General features: G+C 44.5%; 6 protein-coding genes. 4 read left to right on the forward strand and 2 right to left on the reverse strand.

Annotated elements, in window-relative coordinates:
• The first annotated feature begins 259 nt into the window (after positions 1–259).
• On the forward strand, positions 260–928 hold the full coding sequence (locus PI95_RS34095; RefSeq protein WP_039748156.1) for an esterase/lipase family protein: 669 nt from the start codon (positions 260–262) through the stop codon (positions 926–928).
• Here PI95_RS34095 and PI95_RS34100 read toward each other — a convergent pair.
• Positions 858–1,289, reverse strand: a complete 432-nt coding sequence (locus tag PI95_RS34100) for a VOC family protein (protein ID WP_039748157.1) — start codon at positions 1,287–1,289, stop codon at positions 858–860. The genes PI95_RS34095 and PI95_RS34100 overlap by 71 nt on opposite strands.
• Positions 1,290–1,711: 422 nt before the next feature.
• Between PI95_RS34100 and PI95_RS34105 the strand changes: the two genes are divergently transcribed.
• Positions 1,712–2,497, forward strand: coding sequence for a TIGR00297 family protein (locus PI95_RS34105; protein WP_039748949.1), 786 nt, complete (start codon positions 1,712–1,714; stop codon positions 2,495–2,497).
• Here the strand turns inward: PI95_RS34105 and PI95_RS34110 are convergent.
• Positions 2,494–2,685, reverse strand: coding sequence for a hypothetical protein (locus PI95_RS34110; RefSeq protein WP_163519452.1), 192 nt, complete (start codon positions 2,683–2,685; stop codon positions 2,494–2,496). The genes PI95_RS34105 and PI95_RS34110 overlap by 4 nt on opposite strands.
• 219 nt (positions 2,686–2,904) lie before the next feature.
• Between PI95_RS34110 and PI95_RS34115 the strand changes: the two genes are divergently transcribed.
• Positions 2,905–3,663 carry a peptidylprolyl isomerase gene (locus PI95_RS34115; protein ID WP_039748161.1) on the forward strand — a complete coding sequence of 253 codons (759 nt, stop codon included), beginning with the start codon at positions 2,905–2,907 and terminating at the stop codon, positions 3,661–3,663.
• Entirely contained in the window at positions 3,612–6,482 is a 2,871-nt protein-coding gene (locus PI95_RS34125) for a peptidase domain-containing ABC transporter (protein ID WP_039748162.1), read from the forward strand. Before PI95_RS34115 ends, PI95_RS34125 begins: the two co-directional genes overlap by 52 nt.
• Positions 6,483–6,817 lie beyond the last annotated feature (335 nt).

Here is a 6,817-nt window from a genome sequence, read left to right on the forward strand (position 1 = left end):
GGACAAAAATGGACAGCCTTCATCTGAGGGTATCGTTGGGCCCATGCGGATCTTTAAAAAAAGGCTGTCCATTTTTGTCTATTGTTTGTGAATCCCCTACACCCCACACCCCACAACGCCAGATGCCTCAAACTCCTCCACCCCCGCACGGCACTGGCTCCCCCATACCCTGTTTTCGGTCATAGTCTGTTAGCGCGATCGCCATCGCACTCAATTAAATTTTCTACATAATTAGATTTGGATTAGACATATTTTGTATATGAATACTGAGACACAGCAGCGCAATTCCGTGGTATTGGTACATGGTATAAACGATACCGGGCAAGTTTTCCAGACAATGGCGACCTACCTAAGAAAGCGGGGATGGTCTGTGTATACTTTAGATTTAATTCCGAATAACGGTGATTTTGGTCTGGAGAAATTAGCACAGCAAGTCGCTGATTATATTGCCGACAACTTTGCCGCAGAACAACCACTAGATATAGTTGGTTTTAGCATGGGGGGAATTATCAGCCGTTACTACGTGCAGCGACTGGGGGGAATTAATCGCGTAGAGCGGTTTATTACAATATCTTCGCCCCATAATGGAACGGCGATCGCTTATGCTTCCCTACGTCCTGGCTGCCTGCAAATGCGTCCTAACAGCGCTTTTCTCCAAGATTTGAATAGTGACGTGGCGATGTTAAAGCAGTTGAATTTTACCTCAATGTGGACACCGTATGATTTAATGATTGTCCCAGCAAATAGTTCGCGTCTTCCACTAGGAACAGAAGTGATAGTACCATCAAGGCTGCACCCCTGGATGTTGACCGACTCACGCTGTTTGGCAGCAGTAGCAGAAGCATTAACAGCACCAATTAATTCCGGTCGCCAATTTGGGCATACTCAGGACTTCCAAAAATCGCTTCTGGGTAACGATAATATTTAAACTCCATTAAGTTATGAAAAGGATCTTCTAAAAAGAAAGTGCGGTGTTCTAGAGGAGAACCGACAAAGCGGTCTTTGGCTTCTTCAAAAAAAAGCAGCTTTCGTTGTTGCGATCGCCTTAATAAATCCTCCCAGTCACCTTCAACCGTAAAAATTAGCCCAAAGTGTCTGGGATAGATACCGCGTTGGGGTGTTAGAAGTTCTTTGGTCATGTGCGCTACCAACTGATGACCGTAAAGATTGAGAATTAGCGCGTGCTTATTTTCGCGACCGGCAACGCAGCCAAGCCCATCGACATAATATGCCTTGGTTTGGGCAATGTCAGTAACCGGGAAAGCGAGATGAAATAAAGTTTGGCTCATTGATTTCACCTTTGAGACTGGAATTTATACTACTTAGAATTTATTGTGCCTTCTTCATTCAAAGCTTGGCTGCTTTGAGCATCAAACAAAATTTTCTTGGGTTGTAAATGCTCTAAGCAGCTTCGTTAAAGTTCTCATTCACCAATCGGGGAGGGGGAAAGGGGAAAGGGAAAAAGGGGAAAGGGAAAATTATTTTAAATACGCATAAAAAGTTTTCCTTTCCTTTCCCTCTGAACGGGTTTGAAGCCTCTTCCTTCTAGGAAGTCTTAGCAAAGGAGGGGTTACAATCCTCTCCCAATTTCTTCCTCCCTTTACCCTTTCCCCTTTACCCCTTCTTCCTGAACTAAAATTAGGTTAAACAACAAATGCACAAAATTGGTTATTGTGTTGATGTTCTGCCAAAACTACAGGTGATGCATTTAATGCTTTCTTTTATTTCTTCTTTAAATCCGTGGCTGGTGGGAATCGGATTGAACACAGTTTTATTGGGTGTAGCTTTTATTGCTCCCAAAAAGCTGCTTACCCCAGCTGGTTTATTGCACGCTTGGTTTCTAGGTGTCCTACTTTGGGGAACCCTCGGCTGGCAAGGATATGTAGTAGTAATGTTCTACTTTCTTGTTGGTTCTGCGGTTACACGCATTGGTATGAAGCAAAAAGAAGCTGAAGGAATCGCCGAAAAGCGTTCTGGGGCAAGAGGTCCAGAAAACGTTTGGGGTTCAGCTTTGACGGGAGCGCTGTGTGCTTTGGCAATCGGGATAATAAATTCGGGACTTTTTCCCACTCCCCACTTTCTACTCCCCACTCCCCACTCCCTACTATTATTGGGTTTTGTTGCCAGTTTCAGCACCAAACTTTCTGATACCTGTGCAAGTGAAATTGGTAAAGCTTATGGTAAAAGCACCTTTTTGATTACTACACTGCAACCAGTGCCACGAGGGACAGAAGGAGCGGTAAGCTTAGAAGGAACTTTGGCTGGAATGCTTGCTTCAGCTGCGATCGCACTTTTTGCTTGGGCAGTCGGTTTAATTAATATACTCGGTGTAGTTTGGTGTATTCTGGCAGCCTTTATTGCCACTAACATAGAAAGTCTGATTGGCGCGACTTTGCAATCTAAATATACATGGTTAACTAACGAAGTAGTCAATATAGTAAATACATTAATCGGTGCGATCGCTGCAATCCTACTCGCCTTAATATGGGCAATTTAGACGCAATTGCCGCCAAAACAAGCTTTTAAGCCGGAAAACTCTTTGAAGTGATAAATTTTAGGCTTCATTTTTATTTTATAGTTAGCTTCTTCAAAGTCAGCGCGATCGCCGTTTATAAGGAAATTGCCTGTTGTCAAACCTTTAATTTCAGTTCTTCGCTCAATTCCCGCTTCGCGCCTGTTTTTCAATGATGAACAGCCATCCAAATTGCTTGAATATGGCTGTTTTCTCGTCTGCAAGAAAAAAATTGTTGATCAATCTGCGAATTTCTTGCTCAATATTTAGCTTTCCGGAAATACCTTGCCCCTGAGGTTACACTAAAATTGGCAGTTAATCAAGTTCAAAATATGCCAGATTGATTGACAATTCTAAGTATACTTTTATAGTCGGATTTACGTAACCCCTTCATGGAAAATTCCTCATTTTTGCTAGTAAATGACCAGACAATTTCTATCCAGCAAGCAGTAAAATATTTGCAAGCCTCCGGAAAACTCGGACAGTTTATGAGCGATATTCTCCGCCAGTATGTAATTGAGCAAGAAATTCGCACGCGAGAAGATATTGACATCAGTCCGGCTTTAACCGAACAGACAATCATTGATTTTCGGCTGAAAAACAAACTGACTGACCCCCAAAGTTTCCAAGAATGGCTAAAAAATAACGGTACAGATTACGCTACCTTTTACTCATCAGTAGCTTTAGGCTTCAAATTAGAAAGACTTAAAGCCGTAGTTACACAAGCAAAACTCCCAGAATATTTTATTGAACGCAAAATTTATTTAGATCGAGTAGTACTTTCTCGGATAATTGTCGATAATCGAGAACTCGGTGAAGAACTGCAAATCCAAATCGAAGAAGGAGCAAGTTTTGAGGAACTGGCAAGAGAATATTCTCTTGCAGATGACAAAATAGTAAGCGGCATGATGGGACCGGTAAGTAGGGGAACGATGCCGGATATACTAAGGGCGGCTGTTGATGTAGCAAAGCCCGGACAATTGGTAGGACCGATAGAACTAGAAGGACGTTACGGTTTGTTTCGAGTAGAACAATTTCTGACCGCGTCTTTAGAAGATACTCAACTAAAGCAAGCACTACAAAATGAGTTGTTTGACAAATGGCTAGCAGAGAAAATTCAAAAGCTGACAGTGAAGCTGCAAGTGAGCTAAAACTTGGGGAAAATGAATCTTTAAAAATAAGCGTGCTAGCAACTTTACCTTGGAATCAACCTCCCCTAAGCTGGCTGACTCCCGAACAACAATCTCAATTGCAAAATCGGTCAGAAATCCGTCGGTACAAGCTTGGGGAAAAAATCTGGTCAAAGCAAGAAGGAATTTATCAGTTCTTTATTGTTTCTGGTAAAGTCCGCTTGCGTGAAGAAGGTATCGGTACGCCGTTAGCAACCCTAGAAGCGGGGGATTGGTTTGGTGAGTTGCACTCATCCTCTGTAGATTTTAAAGCAGTAGCTGCCAGTAAAGAAGTAGTAGTAGTTCGCTGGGATAAAGCACTGTGGGCAGAATTTTCCACACCACAAATTGAGCAGTTCTTTCGCGGTGAGGAGGGGGAGACGGGGAGAGGGGGAGACAAGGGGACAAGGAGACAAGGGGAGGACACTTCCGTGCGGGGGTGGAGGAGTGAGGAAGGTGTCCGTGGACAAGGGGAGACAAGGGGACAAGAAGAATTTTCCGTCCTCTCGTCATCTCGCCATTCCTCCCAACCCCCCTCCGTGGGCACTCCAAAGCCCCTCATCCCCACGCCAGAAGCCTCTCGTTATGGAGACGTTGCAACAACCGAGGACACCGGAACACAGCGCTGGCGATCCTCTCCCACTCCTGGACTCTCGCACTCCTCGACTGCTGTATCCGGTTATCCATTTGTTGCTAACTCAAATACAGCCGCTGCTTGTTTAACAATGGTGGCGCAAAAGTTAGACAATCCCTTGCAACTGGAATGGGTACAACGCCAACTGAGAGGACAACGCCCGAAAAATGTTGTCGAAGCCGCCGAAAAGCTAGGTTTTGTATTGCGGCGTTTGCAAGTAAGTTGGAGTGAATTACGTTCGTTATCTTTCCCGGCTTTGTTGCAGTGGGGTGGTGAGCAAGGAAAACAAGGAAATTGGGTGGTAGCATATGGCGTGAGAGGCGATCGCCTAATTATCGCCAATCCCAAATCGCGCGATCGCACTTGTGAAGGCGTTTCCCAATCAGTCGCCGAAACAGCTTGGGATGGACAACTTTGGCAAGTAGAAGTCATCCAGCAGCAAGAAAAATTCAACCTCAATTGGTTTATTCCCGCAGTTGCAAAATACAAGGGATTACTCGGCGAAGTCTTGCTGGCATCTTTTACTTTGCAACTTTTGGGATTAGCAACACCGCTAATTACCCAAGTCGTCATCGATAAAGTGATGGTGCAAGAAAGTTTGCCCACACTTGATGTTATGGCGATCGCTCTTTTGTCAGTATCGCTCTTTGAAGCTGTACTCGGCATCCTCCGGCTATTTATCTTTACCCATACAGCTCGTCGTCTGGATCTGAGTTTATCAGCGCAGCTATTTCGCCACCTGATGCGGTTGCCTTTAGCTTATTTTGAAGCGCGACGCGTCGGCGACACAGTAGCACGAGTTCAAGAACTAGAACAAATCCGCCAGTTTCTCACAGGCACAGCATTAACTGTAATATTAGATAGCATCTTTGCCGTGGTTTACCTGGCATTGATGTTTTACTACAATGTTCAACTTACCGCAGTCGCCTTAGCAGTACTGCCGTTATTTGCCATACTGACAATTGTATCAACACCAATTTTACGAGGTTGGCTGAACGAAACATTTAACCGCAGTGCTGACAGTCAATCGTTTCTGGTTGAGACGGTGACAGGAATTCACTCAGTCAAAGCACATGCAGCCGAACCAGTAGCACGCGATCGCTGGGAAGGCTTATTTGCTCGCTTCATCCGCACAGGTTTCAAAGCCTCCACCACCTCCAACATTAGCAGCAACATCGGTGACTTTCTCACCAACTTTTCCAGCCTGCTAATACTCTGGTTTGGCGCCAAATTAGTCATCGAACAAAAACTAACCATCGGGCAGTTGGTGGCATTTCAAATGCTTTCTGGGAGGGTAACAGGACCATTATTGCGGTTAGTCCAACTGTGGCAAAATCTCCAACAAGTTCTACTTTCAGTAGACAGAATTGGTGATATTCTTAACGTTGCCCCAGAAGCTGAAGCCGGAACCGGTCTAGTTTTACCAGCCCTCAAAGGAGAAGTCGCTTTTGAGCAAGTCTTTTTCCGCTACCGACAAAATACTGAGCCGGTTCTGCGGGGAATCTCCTTTAACGTTCAACCAGGACAGTTTGTTGGCATTGTCGGACGGTCAGGGTCTGGTAAAAGTACTCTTTCCAAGCTATTGCAGCGCCTTTATCAAATAGAATCAGGACGCATCCTCATCGATGGTTTTGATATCAAAAGTGCCGATCTTGCCTCATTGCGTCAACAAATTGGGGTAGTTCTCCAAGAAGACTTTTTATTTAACGGTACTATCTTGGAAAATATCACCCTCGGCAATCCCGACATCACCGCCGAACAAGTTGTAGAAGCTGCCAGACTAGCTGTTGCTCACGATTTTATCAGTCAATTACCCTACGGCTACGAAAACAATGTTGGCGAACGCGGTACAGCTTTATCTGGTGGACAACGGCAACGTATTGCTTTAGCGAGGTTATTTCTCTCCCAAGCGCCAATCTTAATTTTAGATGAAGCTACCAGCGCCTTGGATAGTGAAACTGAACAGCAGGTTCTGCAAAACTTGCAAAAAGTTTCTAGTAACCGCACCGTGTTTCTTATTGCCCACCGCTTTGCACCCCTCAAACGTGCCGATTTGATTTTGGTGATGGAACGTGGTGTAATTGCCGAACGTGGTACGCACTCACAACTGTTGCAAGAAAAAGGTTTGTATTGGTCACTATATCAAAGGCAGCAGGCAAATATCTAATCAGTTCCTTGCATTTTAAACGAATATGCAAGGGCGTATTACATCCTACTCAAGAACCCGATATAGAAAGACATTCGCATGGGAGTTCTCTTCTTTTGTCGGCAAGGTGAGAGGAGACAATAAACGAAAAATATTTACTATAAGTCTGATCTGCACAAGCTGTAGCTCAGACTTTCTCTTTATTTATCATATTTACCTGTTAAATACTCAATATCATCTGTGCTTATGTGAAGTCCGTAGGGCGAGTCCTTCACGCTTACAAATGGGGACAGCCTTGTTTAATAGATCTTCGACACCCCACGACATTCTCGGTTGAAGGCTGTCCCCATAAGGCG

This window comes from Hassallia byssoidea VB512170, from assembly GCF_000817785.2.
GTDB classification, from domain to species: Bacteria; Cyanobacteriota; Cyanobacteriia; order Cyanobacteriales; family Nostocaceae; genus Hassallia; species Hassallia carrinoi.

Coding starts and splice junctions, on each gene's coding strand:
- PI95_RS34095 (WP_039748156.1), top strand. CDS start 260: ATGAATACTGAGACACAGCAGCGCAATTCCGTGGTATTGGTACATGGT.
- PI95_RS34100 (WP_039748157.1), bottom strand. CDS start 1,289: ATGAGCCAAACTTTATTTCATCTCGCTTTCCCGGTTACTGACATTGCC.
- PI95_RS34105 (WP_039748949.1), top strand. CDS start 1,712: ATGCTTTCTTTTATTTCTTCTTTAAATCCGTGGCTGGTGGGAATCGGA.
- PI95_RS34115 (WP_039748161.1), top strand. CDS start 2,905: ATGGAAAATTCCTCATTTTTGCTAGTAAATGACCAGACAATTTCTATC.
- PI95_RS34125 (WP_039748162.1), top strand. CDS start 3,612: ATGGCTAGCAGAGAAAATTCAAAAGCTGACAGTGAAGCTGCAAGTGAG.